We start from the raw sequence: 23,433 nt of genomic DNA, 5'->3' as shown, positions 1-23,433 counted from the left end.
CCTGCTCTCATGAGGTTGTTCAGACCTCATTAACCCGGGTGTTCGACACTGCCGCTGCCACGTAGTCCGGGCGTTTCCGTTAGCCTCCCGGCGGCTCTGTTTCGTGCCGTTCGGTCCTCTCTAGCAGAAGACCGGGGCAAAACAAGAACCCGCGAGATGGGGCCGGAATTTAAGCTCAGGGCGCAAAGCGGGTCGGCAGCGGGGTTTGGGGTCGCGGCTCGAAGAATCCGAGCCGGAGGGTGTCGGCGGGCGGGAGACGCGTTGATGGAGTTGGGGCGTTTTTGTTCGCAAGTGCTTTTGGTCTGCCTGCTCTGCGTGACGGTCAGCTTGGCCGCCTCGGCCAAGGAATCCGCGACCAGCGGGTTGCCGGTCCCGCGTTACGTCAGCCTCAAGTCCGATCATGTGAATGTCCGCGCCGGTCCCACCAAGGACAATGACGTGTCCTGGGTCTACACCCGCGCGGGCCTGCCGGTCGAAATCACGGCCGAGTTTGAGAACTGGCGCCGGGTTCGCGATTCCGAGGGCGCCGAGGGCTGGGTCTATCACTCGCTTTTGTCCGGCCGCCGCACCGCGGTCGTCACGATGAAGCACAAGGACGACCTTGCCTCGCTCCATGATCATGCCGATGAGAAAAGCGCCGTTACCGCCCGCCTGCAGGTCGGCGTGGTCGCGCAGGTCAAGCATTGCGGCGCCGGCTGGTGCCATATCGCTGGCAATGGCTTCGACGGCTGGATCGAGCAGCAGCGGCTGTGGGGCGTCTACGCCGACGAGAAGGTGGATTGATCAAAGTCGTCCCCGCGAACCGCGGGGACCCATACACCGCGGCTCATCCGCGAAGCGACTTGGGCCGCATGGTCAACAATCAACGCTGGTGGTTATGGGTCCCTGCTTTCCGCAGGGACGACGAGATCAGCGCTTCTTGCGCAGCCGAACCACCATGTCGATCCGGGCGATCTCATAGCCCTCGGGGACTTCGGGCATCTTCTGCAAAACCAGATGCGGGTCTTCAATGTCGATCAGCTCGTGGTTGTTCTCGAGATAGAAATGGTGATGCGCCGACACGTTGGTGTCGAAATAGGTCTTGGTGCCGTCGACACTGACCTGACGCAGCAAGCCCGCATCCGTCAGCTGATTGAGCGTGTTGTAGACAGTCGCCAGCGACACCGGGACCTTTGCCAGCGTCGCCTCTTCGTAAAGCATTTCGGCGGTCAGGTGGCGCGCTCCCTTGCCGAACAACAGCCAGCCCAGCGCCATGCGCTGACGGGTCGGCCGCAGGCCCGCGGCCTGCAACATCTCGTTGACGTCGTGCCACGGACATCCGGTCAGCGCAGGCTCGCGCCCCGACGCCCTCGGCTCGGAACCCGCCGCTTCAGTATTCAAGATCGGACCGTTATCGCTCATTTCCACGTCAGACTCTGAAAAGAACTACGATATTGCCTAGGGAATATAAGGAGGGGTGGCCACAGATGCAAGTTTTTCGCAACTAGAACGATCCCAGGGTTAAGCCCTTTCGGGGGCATGTCCGAGCCTCACTCGAACCGGGGCAAAAGCGGCTATTAGCCTCGGTCCCGCGCTTTGCCGGCTGCCTGCCCTGTGATAGAGACCGGCCGTTTTCGACCATGTGGGATTGGCATCGGCAAACGCCCGCTGCCGCGGGTTCCCGGCCTGCGGGATTAAGGGCCAATCCGCATGATGGGCGCCGATTCCCGCTTTTTCGCGGATTCGTTGCGCTCAAAGGCTTGATCGGGGCTCTTAGCAAAGGCTGGCACATGCTTAATCGGCGCAGCGGTTACGAATACGAAGATCTCCTGGCCTGCGCCCGCGGCGAGCTGTTCGGCCCGGGCAATGCCCAATTACCTTTGCCGCCGATGCTGATGTTCGACCGCATCACCGAAATCAGTGAAACCGGCGGCGAATACGGCAAGGGCCTGATCCGCGCGGAACTCGATGTCAAGCCGGATCTTTGGTTCTTCGGGTGCCATTTCAAGAACGATCCGGTCATGCCGGGTTGCCTGGGTCTGGATGCGATGTGGCAGATGGTTGGTTTCTATCTCGGCTGGATCGGCGGCGCGGGCCACGGCCGCGCGCTCGGTCTTGGCGAATTGAAGTTCGCCGGCCAGGTGCTGCCGAACGTCCGCAAGGTTGTGTACAACATCGACATCAAGCGCGTGATGCGATCGAAGCTGGTGCTGGGGATTGCCGACGGCTGGCTTTCCATGGATGGCGAGATTATCTATCGCGCCAAGGAGCTGAAGGTCGGGCTGTTCAAGCAGGATGCCTCTGTGCTGCCGGGGGCGTGAACTTTTCATCGGCTCGAGACGACTTTGACGGACATCGCAGAAGGCAACGACAGGTGAGGCGGTCATGAGGCGGGTTGTGATCACGGGGATGGGCATTGTCTCATCGATCGGAAACAACACCCAGGAAGTGCTTTCGAGCCTCCATGAGGCGAAGTCCGGTATCAGCCGTGCCGAAAAATATGCCGAGATGGGTTTCCGCTCGCAGGTTCAGGGCGCGCCCACGCTCGATCCAGCCAGCGTGATCGATCGCCGCGCGATGCGTTTCCTCGCTGACGGTGCGGCGTGGAATCATATCGCGATGGAGCAGGCGATCCGGGATTCGGGCCTTGAGCCGTCGGAAGTGTCCAATATCCGCACCGGCATCATCATGGGTTCCGGCGGTCCGTCGGCACGCACCATCGTCGAGGCGGCCGACATTACGCGTACCAAGGGACCGAAGCGGGTCGGTCCGTTTGCCGTACCAAAGGCCATGTCGTCGACCGCATCCGCGACACTTGCCACCTGGTTCAAGATCAAGGGCGTGAACTATTCGATCTCGTCGGCCTGCGCGACCTCCAACCACTGCATTGGCAATGCCTATGAGACCATCCAGATCGGCAAGCAGGACATCATCTTTGCCGGCGGGTGCGAGGAACTGGACTGGAGCCTGTCGGTGCTGTTCGACGCGATGGGCGCGATGTCCTCGAAATACAACGACACGCCGGCGACTGCGTCGCGGCCCTATGACATCAACCGAGACGGTTTCGTCATCGCCGGCGGCGCCGGCGTCGTGGTGCTGGAAGAGCTCGAGCATGCCAAGGCGCGCGGCGCGCGCATCTACGGCGAAATCGTCGGTTACGGTGCGACGTCGGACGGCTACGACATGGTCGCGCCTTCGGGCGAAGGCGCCGAACGCTGCATGCGGATGGCGCTGTCCACCGTCAGCACCAGGATCGATTACATCAACCCACACGCGACTTCGACGCCGGCCGGCGATCCGCCGGAGATCGAAGCGATCCGAAAGGTGTTCGGGACCGGCGACAAGTGTCCGCCGATTTCCGCCACCAAGGCGCTCACTGGCCATTCGCTCGGCGCCACCGGCGTGCAGGAAGCGATCTATGCACTTCTGATGATGAACAACGGCTTCATCTGCGAAAGCGCCCACATCAGCGAACTCGATCCGGTGTTCGCCGATATGCCGATCGTGCGCAAGCGCATCGACAACGTCAGACTCGGCACGGTGTTGTCGAATTCCTTCGGCTTCGGCGGCACCAACGCGACGCTGGTGTTCAAGCGGCTGGACGCGTGATTCGCGATTCAAAAACGGGGCTAGTGCCCATGACTTTCCGAAGTTCGTGAAAGTGGGTGCTGAGGTGTAACACGAACTTCGGAAAGTGGGCACTCGTATGATTATTGAACCGCGTGTGCGAGGCTTTATCTGCACGACCGCGCATCCTGTCGGCTGCGCTTGGAATGTCCGCGAGCAGATCGCTTATGTGCTTCGCCATGGCCCGATAGCGGAGTGTCCCAAGCGGGTCGCTGTGCTGGGCTGCTCAACGGGATATGGCCTTGCAAGCCGCATCGTTGCGACCTTCGCCGGCGGGGCGGACACCATCGGCGTGTCGTTGGAGCGCGAGCCTTCGGCGACCAGGACCGGCAGTGCGGGTTGGTACAATAACCGCGCATTCGAAATCGAAGCCAGGAAGGTCGGACGATCTCCCCTCACGTTGGAGGGTGACGCGTTTTCCGACGAGCTGAAGACGACCTTTATCGACCGCGTGCGCGAAAAATTCGGACAGCTGGACATGCTGGTCTACAGCATGGCGGCTCCAGTCCGGACGGATCCGCAGACAGGCAAGACCTATCGTTCGGTCATCAAGCCGCTGGGCGCGCCTGTCCAGATCAAGACCCTAGATACCGAAACCGGCGAAGTTTTCGAGACGACCCTTGAGCCGGCGAGCGAAGATCAAACGACGGCCACGGTCGCGGTGATGGGCGGCGAGGACTGGAAGCGCTGGATCGACCAGCTCGCGGACGCTCGCGTCCTTGCCCCCGGCTTCCGGACGCTCAACTACACCTATATCGGTAGCGAGCTGACCTGGCCGATCTACTGGAATGGCACACTCGGTCGCGCCAAGGCCGATCTTGATAACAAGGCGGAAGCGATCCGCGGCCGGCTCGGCGAGGGCGCGGCCCGCGTGGTGGCGCTGAAAGCCGTGGTCACCCAGGCGAGTTCAGCCATTCCGGTGGTGCCGCTCTATGGCACCGTGCTGTTCAAGGTGATGAAGCAGCTCGGACTCCACGAAGGCTGCATCGAGCAGATCGATCGCCTGTTCCGGACACGCCTCGGCGCGGGTGTCGAACTCGACGAGGCGCAGCGCGTCAGGGTCGACGACTGGGAGCTCTCGGGCCAAGTTCAGGCGGAAGTGCGCCGGCGTTGGCCGCTGCTCACAACTGAGACGCTCGGCGAACTGGCGGATCTAGGAGAATACAAGAGCCAATTTCTTCGCCTGTTCGGATTTGGCATCGAGGGCGTCGATTACACGCAGGATGTGGATCCTCGCGTCGTCCCCGGCTAAAGCGCAATTGGCTTTGGTTGAATCGATCCGGCCGCAAAGCGGCTCACCTCTCCCTAAGGGAGAACGAGCGCGCTACCGCTGACGTATTATTCGAACTTGACCTCATCGCGCCACTGGTAGCGCGATTCAGGTCATCATCCCATGACGAGCGCGCCGGCGCGCTGAAACGCCGGCCGCGCCGCGCAACGGTCGAGATAGCGATCGAACGAGGGGCGCGTCGGCACCATCTTGAACAGGCGGACCGAGAAATTCAGCCCGGCGCCGATCACGATGTCGGCGGCCGAAAAATTTTCGCCGAGAATCCACGGCCCTTTCTCGAGCGCTGCATCGAGCACATCGTAGACGCGTTGCGCGTCGCCCCAGCCGGCCGCGACCGGGTTCATCTCGATCTTGGTGGCCACCTGCACCATCGCCGGTTCGATGCAGCCCGGCCCGAAGAACAGCCAGTAGAGATATTTGGCGCGCAAGGGATCGCCGACCGGGGGCGCGAGTTTGGCCTGCGGATAGCGTTCAGCGACATAGGCACAGATCGCAGCCGACTCCGCGAGCGTCGTTTCGCCGTCCTGGATCGCCGGCACTTTTCCCATCGGATTGATGGCGAGATATTCCGGGGTCTTCTGCGCGCCCTTGGTGATGTCGGTCAGCACCCGCTCATATTCCTGGCCTGTTTCCTCCATCAGCCAAAGCGCTGAAAACGAACGCGAGCGAGGCGACCAGTACAGTTTCATCATGATGGCTTATCCTTCAGTGACATCGCTTCCGAGCCGAGGCGGGGAGCGCGCCTGCTAATTGAGCGCTCATTAAGATATGCCGGCAATTCTTTGTCCAGCTTTGCAGCAACGATGGCGCGTGCGCCGTCTCGCAATCGGCTGTTGCCAGCTATTGCCTCCGGCGTCGCTGGAGCTTCGAAGTCCTTGAGCGTTCAAGCCGTGAGACGGCGCAAAGTGGGTGAGGTCGGCTGGCGCTTGCGCTCCTTGCCAGCCGCCAGGCATACGACCTCGGAGATCTGCTGCAATTGCCGCGCAAGCGGACTGGTCTTGCGCCAGACCATGCCGATGGTGCGGCAGGGTTGCGGATTCCTGAAGCGCGCGACCGACACTGAAGCCGAACGCGTCTCGACGGCGACCGCCATTTCGGGGATCAACGTCACGCCGATGCCGGCGCCGACCATCTGCACCAGCGTCGACAGCGAACTCGCATCGAGCACTTCCCGCGGCGGCGTCTGCATGTTGCAGAACGACAGCGCCTGGTCGCGGAAACAGTGCCCCTCTTCCAGGAGCAGCAGCTTCATTTCGCGCAAAGTCTCGCGGCTTGGCACCGGCGTGCCCTCCTGCTCGCCGGGCCGCACCAGCAGGAAGTTTTCCTTGAACAGCGCGATCTCGGTCAGCGAAGGTTCGGAAACCGGGAGCGCCACGATCGCGGTATCAAGCCGGCCTTCGGCGACTTCCTTGATCAGTTTTGGGGTCACCGTCTCGCGGACGTGAATATCCAGTTCCGGGTGCAGCCGCGCCAGATTCTCGATCACCTTGGGCAGCAGGTAGGGCGCGATCGTCGGAATCATCCCGACGCGCAATCGTCCCGCCAGCCGGTCGCGCGAGGCGCGCGCGAAATCGCCGAGTTCGTCGACCGACCGCAGGATGTCGCGAACACGTTGCAGCAGTTCCTCGCCGAATTTGGTCAGCGCCACCTGGCGTGCGCTGCGCTCGATCAGCACGCCACCGAGCGTTTCCTCCATTTCCTTGATCTGCATCGACAGCGCCGGCTGCGAGATCGCGCAGGCTTCAGCCGCTCGGCCGAAATGGCGGTGACGGGCCAGTGCGTCGAAATAGCGAAGCTGCCGTAGCGTGACGTTGATCACGACGCGCCGATCATGAGGGTTTGGATCATCAGATTATCCTATCGCTCTTATCATTAAACCCTATTTTACCTGATGGAAATGGCTGCGTAGACTGGAGGCGGCTGGCCTTAGGGCGGAACTCCCGAAACAGAAGAGGAGACGATCATGGACGACAAGACGAAGTGCCCGTTTACGGGCGGAGCGCAGGGTCACACCAACCGCGACTGGTGGCCCGATATGCTGGACATTTCCCGTCTTCACCGGAATTCGACGCTGTCCGATCCGATGGGCAAGACGTTCGATTATGCCAAGGAATTCAAGACCCTCGACCTGAATGCCGTGGTCAAGGACCTCAACGCGTTGATGACGACCTCGCAGGAGTGGTGGCCGGCCGACTTCGGTCACTATGGCGGGTTGATGGTCCGCATGGCCTGGCACTCTGCCGGCACTTACCGCATCACCGACGGCCGCGGCGGCGCCGGCGCAGGTCAGCAGCGCTTTGCGCCGCTCAACAGCTGGCCAGACAACGCCAACCTCGACAAGGCGCGCCGGCTGTTGTGGCCGATCAAGCAGAAGTACGGCTCGAAGATCTCGTGGGCCGACCTGATGATTCTCGCCGGCAACGTCGCGCTGGAATCGATGGGCTTCAAGACGTTTGGTTTCGCGGGCGGCCGCGCCGACGTTTGGGAGCCGGAAGAGCTCTACTGGGGTCCCGAAGGCACGTGGCTCGGCGATGAGCGTTACTCTGGCGAACGCCAGCTCGCAGAGCCGCTCGGTGCGGTGCAGATGGGCCTCATCTACGTCAATCCGGAAGGACCGAACGGCAACCCGGATCCGCTCGCGGCCGCCAAAGACATTCGCGAAACCTTCTTTCGCATGGCGATGAATGACGAAGAGACCGTCGCGCTGATTGCCGGCGGCCACTCCTTTGGCAAGACGCACGGCGCGGGCGATCCGTCGCTGGTGGGCGCGGCCCCCGAAGGCGGCGCTATCGAGGATCAGGGCCTTGGCTGGAAGAGCACGCACGGCTCAGGCGCCGGCGCCGACGCCATCACCGGCGGCCCGGAAGTCACCTGGACACAGACGCCGACCAAGTGGAGCAATTCCTTCTTCCAGAATCTGTTCGAGAATGAATGGGAGTTGACGAAGAGCCCGGCCGGCGCCAAGCAGTGGAAAGCCAAGGGTGCTCAAGCCTCAATTCCCGACGCCTTCGACAAATCGAAGAAGCATGTGCCGACCATGCTCACCACCGACCTGTCGCTGCGCTTCGATCCGGCCTACGAGAAGATCTCGCGGCGCTTCTACCAGCATCCGGACCAGTTCGCCGACGCGTTTGCGCGGGCCTGGTTCAAGCTCACGCACCGCGACATGGGCCCGGTCGCACGTTACCTCGGCCCGCTGGTGCCGAAGGAAACGCTGATCTGGCAGGACCCGGTTCCGGCTACCGATCATCCGCCGATCAGCGAGGCCGACATCGCGGCGCTGAAGGCGAAGATTCTCGCCTCCGGCCTCACCGTGTCGCAGCTTGTTTCGGTCGCCTGGGCGTCGGCCTCGACGTTCCGGGGCTCGGACAAGCGCGGCGGCGCGAATGGCGCGCGCATTCGCCTCGCGCCCCAGAAGGATTGGGAGGTCAACGAACCGGCTGAGCTCAAGACCGTTCTCGGCAAGCTCGAAGCGATCCAGAAGGAGTTCAAAAAGGTCTCGCTCGCCGACCTGATCGTCCTCGGCGGCTCCGCCGCAGTCGAAAAGGCGGCCAGGGACGCCGGCGTCGATGTGAAGGTGCCGTTCACGCCGGGACGTGCGGATGCCGCGCAGGATCAGACCGATGTCGAATCCTTCGCGCCGCTCGAGCCACGCGCCGATGCCTTCCGCAACTATACCGCCAAGAAGCAGCAGTTCATGGCGCCGGAAGAGGCGATGGTGGACCGCGCGCAATTGCTGCGGTTGACGGGGCCGGAGATGACAGCCCTCATCGGCGGCTTGCGTGTGCTCGGCGCCAATTTCGGCAAGTCCAAACATGGCGTCTTCACCGAGAGGCCGGGGACGCTCTCCAACGACTTCTTCGTCAACCTGCTCGACATGGGCACGGTCTGGCAGCCGGCGGCTGACGGCACCTATGAAGGCCGCGATCGCAAGACCAAGGCCGTTAGGTGGGCCGGCACCCGCGTCGATCTCGTCTTCGGCTCGCACTCGCAGCTTCGGGCGTTTGCGGAGGTCTATGCCTGTGCGGATGCGAAGCAGAAATTCGTCAAGGATTTCGTGGCGGCTTGGGTCAAGGTGATGAACGCCGATCGTTTCGTTCTCGCGGCGTGATCAGAAGCAGGCGTCGCCTGCCGCTCAGTTCGTCATCCCCCGCGCAGGCGGGGGATACAGTAGCCTGAGGCTTATCGGCCCCAGCACGGGCGTCTCTGGAACGCTGGATCGTCCGCCTTCGCGGACGATGGCCTCGGAGCAAGAGGCGGCATCGCGGGGCCAAAACAAAAGGGCGGCTGAAAAGCCGCCCTTTTTATCCATTTATCTTCGCGTTTACTCGCCGGCGGCCTGTGCGGGCGCGGCGTCGGCCCTCGGCTTCGCCTCGAGGTCTTCGCCGGTCGCCTGGTCGACCGCCTTCATCGACAAACGCGTCTTGCCGCGATCGTCGAAGCCGAGCAGCTTGACCTTGACCTTGTCGCCTTCCTTGACGACGTCGGAGGTCTTCTGCACGCGGTTGGCAGCGAGCTGGCTGATGTGAACGAGGCCGTCCTTGGCGCCGAAGAAGTTCACGAACGCGCCGAATTCCATCACCTTGACGACGGTGCCCTCGTAGATCTGGCCGACTTCCGGATCGGACGCGATCGACTTGATCCACTTGATCGCGGCCTTCATCGCTTCGCCGTCGTTGGAGGCGACCTTCACGGTGCCGTCGTCCTCGATGTTGACCTTGGCGCCGGTCTTCTCGACGATTTCGCGGATCACCTTGCCGCCGGTGCCGATCACTTCGCGGATCTTGTCGGTGGCGATCTTGAAGGTCTCGATGCGTGGCGCGTATTCGCCGAGCTCGGCGCGTGCGGCGGTCAGCGCCTTGGCCATCTCACCCAGGATGTGGATGCGGCCTTCCTTGGCCTGGCCGAGCGCAACCCGCATGATCTCCTCGGTGATGCCCTCGATCTTGATGTCCATCTGCAGCGAGGTGATGCCCTGGTCGGTGCCGGCGACCTTAAAGTCCATGTCGCCGAGATGATCCTCGTCGCCGAGGATGTCGGAGAGCACCGCATAGCGCTTGTCTTCGAGGATCAGGCCCATCGCGATGCCCGCGGTCGGCCGCTTCAGCGGAACGCCGGCATCCATCAGCGCGAGCGAAGCACCGCAGACCGAAGCCATTGAGGATGAACCGTTGGATTCGGTGATCTCGGAGACCACGCGCACCGTGTAAGGGAATTCATGGTGCGGCGGCAACACCGGATGAATCGCGCGCCAGGCAAGCTTGCCGTGGCCGATCTCGCGCCGCTTGGTGCCACCGAGGCGGCCGGTCTCGCCGACCGAGTAGGGCGGGAAGTTGTAGTGCAGCAGGAACGTTTCCTTGTACGTCCCCGACAGCGCGTCGATGTACTGCTCATCCTCGCCGGTGCCGAGCGTGGTCACGACCATCGCCTGGGTTTCGCCGCGGGTGAACAGCGCCGAGCCGTGGGCGCGCGGCAGCACGCCGGCTTCAGCGACGATGTTGCGCACGGTCTTGACATCACGGCCATCGATCCGCTTGCCGGTGTCGAGGATGTTCCAGCGGACGATCTTGGCTTCCAGTTCCTTGAACACGCCGGCGACGCGGAGCTTGTCGTATTTCGGCTCCTGGCCTTCGGGGAAGAAGTGCGCGATCGCCTTTTCCTTGACGGCGCCGACCGCAGCATAACGCTCCTGCTTGACCGCAATGGCGTAAGCCTTGCGCAGATCCTGTTCGACCAGGCCGAGCATTTCCTTTTCGATCGCGGCATTGTCGATCGTGGTGACTTCGCGCGGTTCTTTCGCGGCCTTTTCGGCCAGCTCGATGATCGCCTTGATCACCGGCTGGAAGTGGCGATGTCCGAACATCACCGCACCCAGCATCACGTCTTCGTTGAGTTCCCTGGCTTCCGATTCCACCATCAGCACGGCGTCTGCGGTGCCCGCGACGACGAGATCGAGCTGAGTCTCGGTCATCTCGTCGAGCGTCGGATTGAGGATGAATTCGTCGTTGGCGAAGCCGACGCGCGCGGCGCCGATCGGACCCTTGAAGGGGGCGCCGGACAACGTCAGCGCGGCGGACGACGCCACCAGCGCCACGATATCGGGGTCGTTCTCCATATCGTGCGACAGCACGGTGACGATCACCTGGGTCTCGTTACGCCAGCCGTCCACGAACAGCGGGCGGATCGGACGGTCGATCAGGCGGGAGACCAGCGTCTCCTTTTCGGTCGGGCGGCCTTCGCGCTTGAAGTAGCCGCCGGGAATGCGGCCCGCGGCATAGGTCTTTTCCTGATAGTCGACGGTGAGCGGCAGGAAGTCGACGCCTTCGCGCGGCGATTTCGCGGCGACGACGGTGGCGAGCACGATGGTTTCGCCATAGGTGGCGACAACGGCGCCATCGGCCTGGCGGGCGACTTTTCCGGTTTCAAGCTTGAGGGGACGTCCACCCCAGTCGATCTCGACGGTATGCTTATTGAACATTGCAATCTTCTTTCATGTGATTACGAAAGGAGGGACGCCACAAAACAAAAAACCATGCGCAAGACGGCGGGATGCTGGCCATACGGCGTCAGCATCCGGCGATCCTGCCATGGTTTCTGGCTTTAGGATGGCGTCCATCCTTTCGCGTAAATCACGGGCACCTTGCCCGTTTTGCCCAGCGAGCCGGATTGCTGCTGGACGTTCGATAAGGGCACGATTTTTCGTAACCCTTGCGCATCATCGGTTGCGAAAGCCGAACACTTGGCGGCTCTCGATCGATCATGCAAAAACGCGCGCCAAACGACGCGCGCGTACTTCACTACAAGCTCAACGCCGAATGTTGTGCTTTTCGAGCAGCGCCTGATAGCGCGCCTCGTCCTTGCGCTTCAGATAGTCGAGAAGCGAGCGGCGGGTGGCGACCATCTTCAACAATCCGCGGCGCGAATGGTTGTCCTTCACGTGGCTCTTGAAATGATCGGTGAGGTTGTTGATGCGTTCCGACAGGATCGCAACCTGTACCTCGGGCGAGCCGGTGTCGCCGGCCTTGTTGGCATTCTTCTTGATGACTTCCGCTTTGCGTTCCGCGGCAATCGACATCGTCAGCTACTTTCGTTGTTGCGAGCCGGACTGGCAGTCAGTCCGTTCAGGTTGAACACGCGCTTGGGGATGAGTTCGCCATTGTCAATTTCGGCAAGCGCCAGAAGACGGCCTGCCACCGTGACATAGACTGTGCCGCTACAATTGGGCGCATCCCGTCCGCGCAACAAAACGGCCTGACCCCTGTGGAGCCTTGCCGCATCCGCCCGAGTGACGGCCAGTGCCGGGATGTCGTCCAGCGCGGTCTCAACGGGCAAAAGCGCGTCGGCGAGGCTAGCCTCACCGGACGCGGCTCTATCGCACAAAGCCTCCAACTGTTCCAGCGGAATCATGTCGTTCTCGACGAAGGGGCCGACCAGGGTCCGTCGCAGCGCGCTGATATGGCCGAAACAGCCGAGAATCCGCCCGATATCACGCGCCAGCGCCCGCACATAGGTGCCCTTGCCGCACTCGGCTTCGAACACGGAATGGCTGCTATCCGGTTGTTCTGCAAGGGTTAATTGGTGAATCTCGACCGGGCGCGGTTTCAACTCGACCGCTTCCCCGTCGCGCGCCAAATCATAGGCGCGCTCGCCCTGGATCTTGATGGCCGAATATTGCGGCGGGGTCTGCTCGATGAGGCCGGTGAATTGTGGCAGCAGGGCGTTGATCGCCTCGGCGGATGGCCTCAAGTCGCTGGTTCGGACGACGCGGCCTTCGGTGTCATCGGTGTCGCGTTCCTCACCCCAGGTTACGGTGAAGCGATAGCGTTTGCGGCCGTCCATGACGAAGGGAACCGTCTTGGTGGCTTCGCCGATCGCGATCGGCAAACCGCCCGAAGCGAGGGGGTCCAGCGTGCCGGCGTGACCCGCGCGCTTCGCCGAAAACAGCCGCTTCACGACGGCGACCGCGTGCGTCGACGTCATGCCGATCGGTTTGTCGAGCACCACCCAGCCGTGGACGTCGCGCTTCTCGCGGCGCGGTTGGGTTCCCTTCTTCGGTTGTCTCTCGCGCGGATCGTTGTTGACGCGCCGCTCCGGAAAAATATTTTTTTCCGGGGCTGTTGAATCGGCGTTTTCAGGTTCGATGGCGTGGTTGGCCGTCGTCACAATCATCATTCGTCATCCGAATCGGGTGCCAGATCGCGCTGCACCTCAGGTGTTCGCAGTAATTTCTCGATACGTTCCGCTTCGTCGAATCGGTCGTCGACGCGGAATCGAATCTCAGGAGCAAATTTCAGGTTAACGCGGTGAGCCACTTCACCGCGCAGGAAGCGCTTGTTGCGATTGAGCGCGGCGATGACGACCTCGGTGTCGCGGCCGCCGAGCGGCATCACGTAGACGGTCGCCAGCTTGAGATCCGGGGACATCTTCACTTCCGGCACCGTGATGATGTGGCCCTCGAGATCGGGGTCGTGGACGTTGCCATGCGCCAGAATCTCGGCGAGCGCATGGCGCACCGTCTCGCCGACGCGCAATTGGCGCTGCGAGCCGCCGCTGGCGGAACTCTTGCGATGATGGCGGGGCATTATCAAAATCCTGATCGTCGTCATCACCCGCGAAAAGCCGGTGATCCAGTACGCCGCGCCTGAAGTTATTCCGCTGACCGCTGGATGCCCCGCTTCCGCGGGGCATGACCTAGTTTGAAAATTTCAACGCTTCTGCAAGATTCGGACTTACAGCGAGCGCTGGATCGATTCGACACGGTAGCATTCGATGACATCGCCGACCCGCATGTCGCCGTAGTTTTCGAACGCCATGCCGCATTCCTGGCCGGCCTGTACTTCCTTCACTTCGTCCTTGAAGCGCTTCAGCGTCGACAGCTTGCCTTCGTGCACGACAACGTTGTCGCGGATCAGGCGGACATTGGCGCCGCGTTCCACGGTGCCGTCGGTGACGCGGCAACCCGCGACCTTGCCGACCTTGGAGATGTTGAACACTTCCAGGATCTGCGCATTGCCGAGCATGGTTTCGCGCAGCGTCGGCGCAAGCAGGCCGCTCATTGCCTTCTTCACGTCATCCACGAGGTCGTAGATGATGTTGTAGTAGCGGATCTCGATGCCGTTGCGCTTGGCGGCTGCTGCCGCCTCCTTGTTGGCGCGGACGGAGAAGCCGATGATCGCGGCATTGAAACCTTCCGCCAGCGTCACGTCGGATTCCGAGATGCCGCCGACGCCGGCATGCAGGATGCGCGCGGCGACTTCGTCGGTGCCGAGCTTTTCCAGCGAGCCGAGGATCGCTTCCAGCGAGCCCTGCACGTCGGCCTTGACGACGAGCGGGAAATCCTTGCGGCCGGATGTCTTGAGCTGCGACATCATCTGTTCGAGTGAGCCGCGCATGCCGGAAATCGAGGCAGCCGCATTCTCGCGCTTCTGGTGGGCGCGATAGCTCGTGATCTGGCGGGCGCGGGCTTCGTTCTCGACGACGGCGAGACGGTCGCCGGCTTCCGGCGGGCCGTTGAAGCCGAGCACCTCGACGGGAACCGATGGACCGGCTTCCTCGACGGTGTCGCCCTGATCGGAAATCAGCGCGCGAACGCGGCCCATTTCGGCGCCGGCCACAATGATGTCGCCGACCCGCAAGGTGCCGCGCTGCACCAGCACGGTGGCGACCGGGCCGCGGCCGCGATCGAGTTTGGCTTCGATCACGGTGCCTTCGGCGGGGCGCGTCGAGTTGGTCTTGAGGTCGAGGATTTCGGCCTGCAAGGCGATCATCTCGAGCAGACGGTCGAGATTGGTCTTGTTCTTGGCGGAAACCTCGACATCGACGACGTCACCACCAAGCGATTCGACTTGAACCTCGTGCTGCAACAGTTCGGTGCGCACGCGCTCGGGCCTGGCGTCGGGCTTGTCGATCTTGTTGATGGCGACGATCATCGGCACCTTCGCCGCCTTGGCGTGATTAATCGCTTCCACCGTCTGCGGCATGACGCCGTCATCGGCAGCGACCACCAGCACCACGATATCCGTGACCTTGGCGCCGCGGGCGCGCATCGCGGTGAACGCAGCGTGGCCGGGCGTATCGATGAAAGTGATCTTCTTGCCGCTTTCCGGCGAGGTCACCTGATAGGCGCCGATATGCTGGGTGATGCCGCCGGCTTCGCCCGACACCACATTGGCGTGACGCAGCGCATCGAGCAGCGAGGTCTTGCCGTGATCGACGTGACCCATCACGGTCACGACCGGCGAACGCGGCTCGGTATCGGTGGAATCGTCGACGACGTCGAACAGGCCTTCCTCGACGTCGGAAGCCGCGACGCGCTTGACGGTGTGGCCGAGTTCCTCGGCGATCAGCTGCGCGGTATCGGCATCGATCACGTCGGTGATCTTGTGCATCGCGCCCTGCTTCATCAGCAGGCGGATGACGTCGACGGCGCGCTCCGACATGCGGTTGGCGAGTTCCTGGATCGCGATCACTTCCGGGATCGTCACCTCGCGAATAAGCTTTTCCTTCGGCTCGGCTGTTTGGTGACCCTTGAGGCGTTGGGTGCGGCGGCGGAACGAGGCGATCGAGCGCTCACGCACGTCGTCGGCATTCAGCGCGGTGACCAGCGTCAGCCGGCCGCGCTGCTTGGGCGGAGCAGCCTTGTTGGCTTTCGGGGCGGGTGCAGGGCGACCGGCGCCAGGGCCGCGCCGGATCTGGCGTGGACCTTCATCTTCGTCGGAGGCATCGGCGGCAACGCCGGGCGCACGCGCCGTCGGGATTGCGGGACGGGCGGCCGGCGTCGCAAGCCGCGCCGTTGTCGTGGCTGGCCGGGGCGCTTCGGCTTCGCCAAAACGCTTCTTGGCTTCGGACTCGGCCTTGCGTTTGGCCTCTTCATCGTGACGGTGACGTTCTTCCTCGGCCTTGCGGCGAGTCTCGGCCGCTTCGCGCTCGGCCTGTTCGATGCTCTCGCGGCTGGCGCGGCGCTTGGTCTCTTCTTCGGCAATCCGCCGTTCCTCGACGTCGCGGACCTTGGCGTCCGCCAAGGCGCTCGCGCGCGCGGAGCGTTCGTCCTCGGTGAGGGTGCGCAGCACCACGCCGGAATTGCCGCGCGCGGCCACTGGCGGCGACGCGGTGCGAGCGGCCGGGGCCGGCTTTGCAGCCTTCGCGGTTACCGCCGGTTCGGGCGCATGCGTGTCGGCGGCGGGGGCCTCACCCCCGACGCGGCGCTTGCCGCGCTTTTCCACCACGACCTGCTTGGTCCGGCCGTGGCTGAAGCTCTGGCGCACAGTTCCGGTCTCGACCCGCGGCTTGAGCGACAGGGTCTTGGTCGGCACACTGAGCGTCTTGTCGGCAGGCGTTTTGGTATCAACCATTCAGCAGTCCTAATCCTGTTTAGTCGTGCGTTGTTGTCCGCACGGTCTCTATGGGCGAATTCTTGGCCGCGGGTCTGTCGTCGTCCGCCATCCGGTATCGGACCAGCAACTGGCTACGTGACAGGAACGTGTCGCTCGCCGGGCCCGCGAGCAGGGCAGCATGTATCACATTTGACCGCCCAAGTACCAAATCCAATTGCTCGGAAGTCAGCACATTAACTATGAGAATTTCGGCAGGTTTGCCGTCATTCCTGCCGTTTTGTCGGACGAGGGCGTCCAATTTGCGGATTCCGTCCGCCGCACCGTCGCTGGCGTGCACCAGCGCCCGGACCGGGTTCTGGCCCCGCCGATCGAGGGCGTCGGCGACCTTGGCGAAACCGGAGATGACCTGCCCTGCCTTGGCGGCCACAGCCAGAGCCTCGGCGGCGGACCGCGCCAGCAGGGCCTCGGTATCGGAGGCAAGCGTCGCCGCCACACGGACTTCGCGCTTGAATCCCCTCGTAAAATGGTGACGCCGCACCGCTTCCGCAACGGCGGAACGGGCGGCGGAAACCCAAAGGCCACGGCCAGGAAGCTTGCGCTTGAGATCGGGGATCACCTCGCCGGACGGGGCGACGACAAAACGGATCAGCTCATCGATCGGCCGTACGTCCCGGTTGACCGCGCACATCCGCATGGTCGCGGACCTGTTGGTCCGCGGTCCATGGTCGAGTTCCGGATCGGCGACGGCGGGCATGCGGGTGACATGGCTCCCAACGTCAGGCCGGTTGATCTTCGGAGGCGGCCTCTTCGGTCTTCTTCTCGAGGTCGGCGGCCGTAATCCAGCCGGCGAGCACGCGGGCCTGCATGATCAGCTGCTCGGCGTCGTCGCGGGAAATATCCACGCCGTCGAGCGCGCCGGCATGCTTGATCGGCTCGCTGCCTTCCTTGCGTTCGGTCCAGCCGACGAGGTCGTCGGTGGCGCAGCCCGCAAGGTCCTCGACCGTCTTGATGTCGTTCTCGCCGAATTTCACCAGCATCTTCGATGTGACGCCCGGCACCTGCTTCAGCTCGTCGGCAACGCCAAGCTCCTTGCGCTTGTTTTCGAGCTCGCTCTCGAGCCGCTCCAGATATTCCTTGGCGCGGTTCTGCAACTCGTTGGCGGTTTCGTCGTCAAAACCCTCAATGCCGGCCAGTTCCCGGATGTCGACCATCGCGAGTTCCTCCACCGACGTGAAGCCTTCGGAGGCGAGCAGCTGGCCGACCACTTCGTCGACATTGAGCGCTTCCATGAACACGCGGGTGGAGTTTTCGAAGTCGGCCTGACGGCGCTCGGATTCCTCCTGCTCGGTGAGAATATCGATATCCCAGCCGGTCAGTTGCGAGGCGAGCCGCACGTTCTGGCCGCGGCGGCCGATCGCGAGCGACAACTGGTTGTTGGTGTCGGGCACGACGACCTCGATGCGCTCGCGGTCTTCGTCGATCACGACCTTGGAGACTTCGGCCGGCGCCAGCGCATTGACCACGAAGGTCGCTATATCGGGCGACCAGGGAATGATATCGATCTTCTCGCCCTGCAGTTCGTTGACCACGGCCTGCACGCGCGAACCGCGCATGCCGACGCAGGCGCCGACCGGATCGACCGAGGAATCCCGCGAGATGACGCCGATCTTGGCGCGCGAGCCGGGATCGCGGGCGACAGCCTTGATCTCGACGATGCCGTCATATATCTCCGGCACTTCCTGCGCGAACAGCTTTGCCATGAACTGCGGATGGGTGCGGGAGAGGAAAATCTGCGGCCCGCGCGTTTCGCGCCGCACGTCGAAGATATAGGCGCGAACGCGGTCGCCGTTGCGGAACACCTCGCGCGGCAGCATCTCGTCGCGCCGCACGATGGCTTCGCCGCGGCCGAGATCGACGATCACGCTGCCATATTCGACGCGCTTGACGATGCCGTTGACGATATCGCCGATGCGGTCCTTGAATTCCTGGTACTGCCGGTCGCGCTCCGCCTCGCGCACTTTCTGCACGATCACCTGCTTGGCCGATTGCGCGGCGATGCGGCCATATTCCAAAGGCGGCAGGGTGTCGGCGATGGTGTCTCCAACCTGGGCGCCGGGATTGGCGCGCTGCGCATCGGCGAGCGAAATCTGATTGGCGGCGTTCTCGACGGTCTCGACCACCAGCATGTGGCGGGACAGCCGGAGCTCGCCCTTCTTGGCGTCGATCTCGGCGTGCACGTCGGTCTCGCTGCCGTAGCGGGCGCGGGCCGCTTTGGCGATGGCGTCTTCCATCGCCGAGATCACGATGCCGCGGTCGATCGACTTCTCGCGCGCAACGGCGTCCGCGATTTGCAGCAGTTCAAGCTTGTTGGCGCTGACGGCCATGGCTCAGTCTCCTCTTTCAGGATCGGTATCGCCGCGGCGTGCGCGTTCGGCGGCCAGGCGATGTTGTTTGGTGTTCTTCGGAAGCGGCTTCTTCGCTCGCTTCGGTGTGTGAATATCGGCGTGCGGCGCTGCCGGCGGTTCGAGGCCGAGGCTGCGCTTCAATTCGCGCTCGGCTTGCTTGCCGCGACGCATCGATTCCGCGATCAGTTCGTCGGTGAGGACAAGCCGGGCTTCCGCGATGTCTTCCATCGTCAGCAACACGTCGGCATCGTCATCGGCCCTGGCATCGTCGCGATGCAGCCGCACCGCGCCGCCTTCGACGCCGGCGATCGTTCCGCGAAACCGTTTGCGGCCCTGACGGGCGACCGCCATCTCGATTTTCACAACGTGGCCGGTAAACCGTTCGAAGTCCGAGCGGCGCACCAGCGGGCGATCAATGCCGGGCGAGGAAATTTCCAGCCGATAGGCGCGGTCGATCGGGTCGGCGATATCGAGCACCGGCGAAAGCGCCCGTGAGACCGCCTCGCAATCCTCGATCTGCATGGAACCGTCCAGCCGTTCGGCCATGACCTGCACGGTGCAGCCAGCCTCTCCCGAAATCTTGATCCGCACCAGCCGATAGCCCATGCCGTGCAAAACCGGCGCCGCGACGGCCGATACGCGCGCCGCCGCGCCCGGCTCGACGACAAGCCGCGGCTCGTCGAGCAGATCGGTCTCAAGGGAACCAGGCGTCGGGTCGGTCATATCGAGGGTCAAATGGGTGTTCGGGCGTTTGCGTGATCTTACTCGCTTCTCCCTGTCGGGTTCCCGGGCCCATCGAGCCTAAGTCCCTCCAGGTAATAAAAAAGAGCGGGTCCCGGGGGGCCCACTCTCCTACGTGATCGTATGAGAAATGTAAGTCGAGGGCGATATAGCGTTTTTCCCGATGCTCGACAAGTCCCGCAGAAGGCCGGAGACGCTAATTTTGCTGGCGCCGGCGCACGGTAAACCTAACCCTTCCTTCACCATGCCCCCCTAGATTGCCCCCGGCCTGGCGTCTCCGCGTGCTGTGTGGGGTCTCAGGTCGGGGAAGCCGGGCCGGGTAGGTGTATTTGATGACCGTCGCCACGTCGCTGTTCCCCGACCTCGATGACATCGTCAAGCGCGGCGATCCCAAGCGTCTCGCCAGGGTGAGCCGCGGCATCGCTGAATTGTTCGTGCAGGGATCGGCCAGCTTCCAGCCCAGCCACATCGAACTGTTCGACCTCATCCTGACCGGCATCGTTCCGCAGACCGAGATGGCGGTTCGGGCTGCAGTTGCCGAACGCATCGCCGCGCTTGCCAATGCGCCGCCAACCTTGATCGGCCAACTCGCGCGCGAAGACAACATATCGGTAGCGGGTCCCGTGCTGCGCCGATCGCCGGTGCTCGACGAGGGAGCGCTGGTCGAGATTGCGCGGGCGAAAGGCCAGGATCATCTGCTTGCGATGACCGAGCGTCCGAAACTTTCGCCGGGTCTGACCGACGTGATGGTTCAGCGCGGCGAGCGCGACGTCATCCGGCGCGCGGCTGCCAATGCCGGGGCGAGCTTTTCGGCGATCGGCTATTCGGCGCTGGTCAAACGCGCCACCAAGGACGGCATGCTGACGCTCACGGTCGGCCAGCGAAAGGATCTACCGGACAAGCTATTGAAGGAGCTTCTGTCGGGATCGGTCGACGTCTTGCGGCGGCGCCTGTTCGACATTGCCGAGCCGGGTCGGCAGGCCGCCGTCGCAAAGGCGATGGGCGAGATTTCCGGCAAGGCGGAGCAGCCCGAAAAGCAGCGGGACTTCGCGCCGGCACAACGCACGATCCTCACGCTCTACCGCGCCGGCGATCTGGACGAAGAGGCGCTGCTCGGCTTCGCCAAGGGTTTCAAATACGCGGAGACGGTGGCCGCCTTGTCGGCGATGTCAGGCGTGCCGATCTCCGCCGTCGATCGCCTGATGGTTGGCGATCGCCACGATCCCATCCTGATCATCGCCAAATCGATCGGGCTCGACTGGCCGACCGTGCGCTCACTGGTTCTGTTGCGGCTCGGGCCGGCGCGGATACCGGCTTCGGCCGATATCGACGCTATCCGAATGAATTTCATGCGCCTGTCGCCGTCCACCGCCGAACGGGTGGTGAGCTTCTGGCGGGCGCGCGAGACGGCGTGATGTTGGCGCTGCCGGTCTAGTGTAGTGCAGGAACGTCAAATAGGCGGTACTAGCCCTCGCGTTTGCCGATCTTTTTAAAAATCAGATAGGCGGCTACGCGGCCTTCGCGCTCGGCTTTGCGGCCATAGCGCGTCATCGTGTAGTCCGGCCACGGTTCGCGCCAGTCCAAGGCACGCTCGGCCGTCCAGTCAAAATCCGTCGCGCGGGCAAAATGCGAGAGCGTCCAGGCACAATAGTCGCTGATGTCGCTGACAAAGCGAAACTCTCCGCCAGGCTTCAACGCGCGTGTCATCGCCGCGATCATCGTGTCCTGCACGAAGCGCCGCTTCCAGTGCCGCCGCTTCGGCCATGGATCTGGATGGATCAAGTCGATCCGTGCAAGAGAGCTTGCAGGTAGCCACGCCAGCAGTTCGGCGGCATCGCCAGCGAACAGGCGGATATTCTTGACATCGTTTGTTTCGATCAACGTCAGGATCTTGGCCATCCCGTTGACATAGGGCTCGCAGCCGATGAACCCGGTATGTGGAAAGGCGCGCGCCTCGGCGATGAGATGCTCACCGCCGCCAAAGCCGATCTCGAGCCGGACCTGGTCGACCGGCGTGCCGAACAGCGCGTTCAGATCGGTGATCGGTGGGCCAGCAATGTCGAGTGAGAGTTGCGGCAGCAGCTGCGCGATCAGGTCGGCCTGGTGGGCGCGCAGCTTGTGCCCCTTGCGGCGGCCGAAAAAGGCGCGCTGCGCCTGGCTGCCCGCATCGTTGTCGCCGTCTGGCTGGTTCATCGCAGCGTCTGGTAGAGCCGGTACAAGAGCCGCGTCCGCGGCTCGATCGACGAAATGTACATCTGCTCGTAGTGGGTATGCGCGCCCTCGCCATCGACGCCGAGACCGTCAAGCGTTGCGGTGAAAGGTGCCGTGAAATTGCCGTCTGAGCCGCCGCCGGAGTAGCTGTCGCGAAGCTCGAAGCCGATCTCGGCGGCGAGCGTCTTGGCGTGCTCGAATAGTGAGGCGCCGGCATTGCTTTTCTCGAACGGTGGGCGGTTGAGCTCGCCCGTCACCTTGACGCTGACGCCTTCGGTCTTTGATGTCAGGCCCAATATCTTCGGCACCAGCTCGTCGGCATCCGCGACGGTCGGCACGCGCATGTCGACTTCGGCATACGCTTCTTCGGGGATCACGTTGGGTTTGGTGCCGCCTTTGACGACGCCGACGTTCACCGTGATGCCGCGCGAAAGATCGTTCATCGCCTCGAGCGTCTGGATGACATTGCCCAGCTCGCGGATGGCGCTGCGGCCATCCTGCGGCCGCGTGCCGGCGTGAGAGGGCACCCCTTTGATGAATACTTCAAACCGCGCAACGCCCTTGCGGCTGGTGACGATCTTGCCGCCGTCGCGCGCCGGCTCCGTCACCAGAACGTATTTCGCCTTGCGCCCTTCTGCCTCGATCAAGGCACGGGAGGAGAGGCTGCCGATCTCCTCATCGGAGACGTAAAGATGCGTGATGCCGAGCGGCGAACCTTCGCCACCAGCACAGAGCTCGCGAAACGCATGGAAAGCGAGATAGGCGCCGCCTTTCATGTCGTAGATGCCGGGGCCGAAGGCGCTGTCGCCCTTCACATGAAACGGCAGCCGTTCGATGAATCCAATCGGATGCACCGTGTCGAGATGGCTCAGCACCAGAATTCCCGGCTGCCCCTCACCCCATGACGATCGCACCACGAGATGATCGCCGTATCCGGAATGGCCTTTGATGCGCTCGACGGTCGCAGGCAGGCCGCGATAACCGTCAGCGGCCACCGTCGCAAGCTTGTTGACCTGATCAGGCGCGTCAGTCGGTGTCTCGATCTCGACCCAGCGACGGATTCCATCGAGGATCTCATCGGTATCGAAGGGGCGGGTAGAAGCCATCGGCTGCCTTGTTTGATTTCAAACTTGCTTCCGCGCAGGCGCAGAAGCGAACTGCAGGTTCGCTCGAAGGCCGGTTCAATAGCACTATTGTTGATTCCGGCAACCGGCGAAGTTGCGAAAGCGATCAGTGCCGACCGCTTAAATAGGACGCTTGTCCGTGCCCTCATGCGCGGCGATCTGTTCGACGAGGTCGACGATGCTGCGCCGAAGCTTGGCATCGGTGATATGCGTGAACGCGCGAGTCAGTGCCAGGCCCTCCGACGTTGCGAGAAAATCAGAGACGTAGGAGGTTGAGGGGCCACCGATCGCGCCGTTCGCGTTCGCCGTTCCGCTTGGCCCGCCTTCGAACAGAAACGAGACCGGTACTTGAAGGATTTCCGCGATCTGCTGAATGCGGCTCGCACCGACGCGATTGGTGCCCTTCTCGTATTTCTGCACTTGCTGAAAGGTAAGGCCGAGCGCTTCGCCCAATTTTTCCTGGCTCATGCCGAGCATGATGCGGCGCATACGCACCCTGCTGCCAACATATTTGTCAACAGGGTTGGGCGCTTTGGTCGACATCGCCAACCTCCTCACGGTGCCGCCTGTGGGGCGATTCAGAATTCCGCGTCGCTAGTGTCGCGAGTCAGTCATGCGGACTTCCGAATCAAAGCCACACTCGATAGTACGTCTGCCAGTGTCCTTCCGAAGTTCAAAACGTGGCTCCGCAAAATCCGACGAACTTTGGAATTGGGGCACCA

At 63.0% G+C, this 23,433-nt stretch carries 20 protein-coding genes; 6 read left to right on the top strand and 14 right to left on the bottom strand.

Annotated features, from left to right (window positions below; translation table 11 throughout):
- Positions 1–264: 264 nt before the first annotated feature.
- Positions 265–783: an SH3 domain-containing protein gene (locus tag M6D32_RS23695; RefSeq protein WP_298260858.1), complete on the top strand. Its 519-nt coding sequence runs from the start codon at positions 265–267 to the stop codon at positions 781–783.
- A gap of 126 nt (positions 784–909) precedes the next feature.
- On the opposite strand, the gene irrA is transcribed toward M6D32_RS23695, so the two are convergent.
- On the bottom strand, positions 910–1,401 hold the full coding sequence (gene irrA, locus M6D32_RS23690; protein ID WP_298260856.1) for an iron response transcriptional regulator IrrA: 492 nt from the start codon (positions 1,399–1,401) through the stop codon (positions 910–912).
- 368 nt (positions 1,402–1,769) lie between these two features.
- On the opposite strand from irrA, the gene fabA reads away from it, so the two are divergent.
- The 3 genes from fabA (at position 1,770) to fabV (ending at position 4,858) form a co-directional block, all read left to right on the top strand.
- Positions 1,770–2,300, top strand: a complete 531-nt coding sequence (fabA, locus tag M6D32_RS23685) for a 3-hydroxyacyl-[acyl-carrier-protein] dehydratase FabA (RefSeq protein WP_298260854.1) — start codon at positions 1,770–1,772, stop codon at positions 2,298–2,300.
- A 64-nt stretch (positions 2,301–2,364) separates the two neighbouring features.
- Positions 2,365–3,588, top strand: a complete 1,224-nt coding sequence (fabB, locus tag M6D32_RS23680; protein ID WP_298260852.1) for a beta-ketoacyl-ACP synthase I — start codon at positions 2,365–2,367, stop codon at positions 3,586–3,588.
- Positions 3,589–3,685: 97 nt separating this feature from the next.
- Entirely contained in the window at positions 3,686–4,858 is a 1,173-nt protein-coding gene (gene fabV / locus M6D32_RS23675) for an enoyl-ACP reductase FabV (RefSeq protein WP_298260850.1), read from the top strand.
- 134 nt (positions 4,859–4,992) lie between these two features.
- Here the strand turns inward: fabV and M6D32_RS23670 are convergent, their stop codons facing one another.
- Positions 4,993–5,589 carry a glutathione S-transferase family protein gene (locus tag M6D32_RS23670; protein WP_298260848.1) on the bottom strand — a complete coding sequence of 199 codons (597 nt, stop codon included), beginning with the start codon at positions 5,587–5,589 and terminating at the stop codon, positions 4,993–4,995.
- A 191-nt stretch (positions 5,590–5,780) separates the two neighbouring features.
- Positions 5,781–6,716, bottom strand: coding sequence for a hydrogen peroxide-inducible genes activator (locus M6D32_RS23665; RefSeq protein WP_298260846.1), 936 nt, complete (start codon positions 6,714–6,716; stop codon positions 5,781–5,783).
- 144 nt (positions 6,717–6,860) lie between these two features.
- Here M6D32_RS23665 and katG point away from each other — a divergent pair, with 144 nt between their 5' ends.
- Positions 6,861–9,008, top strand: a complete 2,148-nt coding sequence (gene katG, locus M6D32_RS23660) for a catalase/peroxidase HPI (RefSeq protein WP_298260844.1) — start codon at positions 6,861–6,863, stop codon at positions 9,006–9,008.
- 213 nt (positions 9,009–9,221) lie between these two features.
- Here the strand turns inward: katG and pnp are convergent, their stop codons facing one another.
- The 8 genes from pnp to rimP all read right to left on the bottom strand — a co-directional run bounded on the left by pnp (position 9,222) and on the right by rimP (position 19,358).
- A complete protein-coding gene (pnp, locus tag M6D32_RS23655; protein WP_298260842.1) occupies positions 9,222–11,375 on the bottom strand; it encodes a polyribonucleotide nucleotidyltransferase in 2,154 nt (717 codons plus the stop codon).
- A 327-nt stretch (positions 11,376–11,702) separates the two neighbouring features.
- Positions 11,703–11,972, bottom strand: a complete 270-nt coding sequence (rpsO, locus tag M6D32_RS23650; protein ID WP_298260841.1) for a 30S ribosomal protein S15 — start codon at positions 11,970–11,972, stop codon at positions 11,703–11,705.
- A gap of 2 nt (positions 11,973–11,974) precedes the next feature.
- Entirely contained in the window at positions 11,975–13,066 is a 1,092-nt protein-coding gene (gene truB, locus M6D32_RS23645) for a tRNA pseudouridine(55) synthase TruB (RefSeq protein WP_298260839.1), read from the bottom strand.
- Positions 13,066–13,479 (bottom strand): 30S ribosome-binding factor RbfA, encoded by a 414-nt coding sequence (rbfA, locus tag M6D32_RS23640; RefSeq protein ID WP_298260954.1) that lies wholly within the window; start codon positions 13,477–13,479, stop codon positions 13,066–13,068. Before rbfA ends, truB begins: the two co-directional genes overlap by 1 nt.
- A 147-nt stretch (positions 13,480–13,626) precedes the next feature.
- Positions 13,627–16,248: a translation initiation factor IF-2 gene (gene infB / locus M6D32_RS23635; protein ID WP_298260837.1), complete on the bottom strand. Its 2,622-nt coding sequence runs from the start codon at positions 16,246–16,248 to the stop codon at positions 13,627–13,629.
- Between the two features lie 19 nt (positions 16,249–16,267).
- Positions 16,268–16,984, bottom strand: a complete 717-nt coding sequence (locus tag M6D32_RS23630; protein WP_298260835.1) for an RNA-binding protein — start codon at positions 16,982–16,984, stop codon at positions 16,268–16,270.
- A 22-nt stretch (positions 16,985–17,006) separates the two neighbouring features.
- On the bottom strand, positions 17,007–18,614 hold the full coding sequence (nusA, locus tag M6D32_RS23625) for a transcription termination factor NusA (RefSeq protein ID WP_298260833.1): 1,608 nt from the start codon (positions 18,612–18,614) through the stop codon (positions 17,007–17,009).
- 3 nt (positions 18,615–18,617) lie between these two features.
- A complete protein-coding gene (rimP, locus tag M6D32_RS23620; RefSeq protein WP_298260832.1) occupies positions 18,618–19,358 on the bottom strand; it encodes a ribosome maturation factor RimP in 741 nt (246 codons plus the stop codon).
- A gap of 350 nt (positions 19,359–19,708) precedes the next feature.
- Between rimP and M6D32_RS23615 the strand changes: the two genes are divergently transcribed.
- Positions 19,709–20,791 (top strand): DUF2336 domain-containing protein, encoded by a 1,083-nt coding sequence (locus tag M6D32_RS23615; RefSeq protein ID WP_298260830.1) that lies wholly within the window; start codon positions 19,709–19,711, stop codon positions 20,789–20,791.
- Positions 20,792–20,840: 49 nt separating this feature from the next.
- Here M6D32_RS23615 and trmB read toward each other — a convergent pair whose 3' ends face one another.
- The 3 genes from trmB to M6D32_RS23600 form a co-directional block, all read right to left on the bottom strand.
- Positions 20,841–21,569, bottom strand: coding sequence for a tRNA (guanosine(46)-N7)-methyltransferase TrmB (gene trmB, locus M6D32_RS23610; RefSeq protein WP_298260828.1), 729 nt, complete (start codon positions 21,567–21,569; stop codon positions 20,841–20,843).
- Positions 21,566–22,693, bottom strand: a complete 1,128-nt coding sequence (locus M6D32_RS23605; protein WP_298260827.1) for a M20 family metallopeptidase — start codon at positions 22,691–22,693, stop codon at positions 21,566–21,568. The genes trmB and M6D32_RS23605 overlap by 4 nt, the downstream gene beginning before the upstream one ends.
- Positions 22,694–22,831: 138 nt before the next feature.
- On the bottom strand, positions 22,832–23,254 hold the full coding sequence (locus M6D32_RS23600) for a helix-turn-helix transcriptional regulator (RefSeq protein ID WP_298260824.1): 423 nt from the start codon (positions 23,252–23,254) through the stop codon (positions 22,832–22,834).
- Between the last annotated feature and the right edge of the window lie 179 nt (positions 23,255–23,433).

Origin of the sequence: Bradyrhizobium sp., assembly GCF_027307225.1 — a bacterium.
Classification (GTDB): domain Bacteria; phylum Pseudomonadota; class Alphaproteobacteria; order Rhizobiales; family Xanthobacteraceae; genus Bradyrhizobium.
Note: the sequence above shows the minus strand (reverse complement) of the source record. Positions and strands in the feature narration are given on the sequence as shown.